We start from the raw sequence: 430 nt of genomic DNA, 5'->3' as shown, positions 1-430 counted from the left end.
TCAGCACCAGCGTCGCGTTCTCGATCGTCCCGTCATTGTCGAGTTCCGAGAAGGCGCCGGTCGAGTCGAGCGAGAGGGTGTTGCCGCCAGCATCGAGGATGCCGTTAACCTCCAGCGTGCCACCGATCGTCTGACCCTGCGACATCTCGGGCGCGTAGTCGTAAAGGTCCAGTTCCGCGCCGGAACCCACCTGGATGGAGCCGGTGTTGATGAAGGCCGAGGCATCCTGCAGCGTTACCGTGCTGCCGGCGCTGATGGCGAAGCGGCCATCATTGGCGAAGGTGCCGAAGACCTCAATGGCGAGAGACTGGCCGCCGCCGACGATGAGCGTGCCTTCGTTGTCGAAATCCGTCGTCTCCAGCACCAGCGTGCCGCTGGTGCCGTCGGCAACCACGGTGCCCTCATTGATGACCGTGCCGCCACCCGTGAT

At 64.2% G+C, this 430-nt stretch carries 1 protein-coding gene; it reads right to left on the bottom strand.

The features are described 5' to 3' along the window. On the bottom strand, positions 1-430 hold a 430-nt coding region (locus tag ACYQ6W_RS22720; RefSeq protein ID WP_459678590.1), incomplete at both ends, for a hypothetical protein.

The organism is Acidisoma sp. 7E03, assembly GCF_054665075.1.
This window is presented reverse-complemented; position numbering and strand designations above follow the sequence as displayed.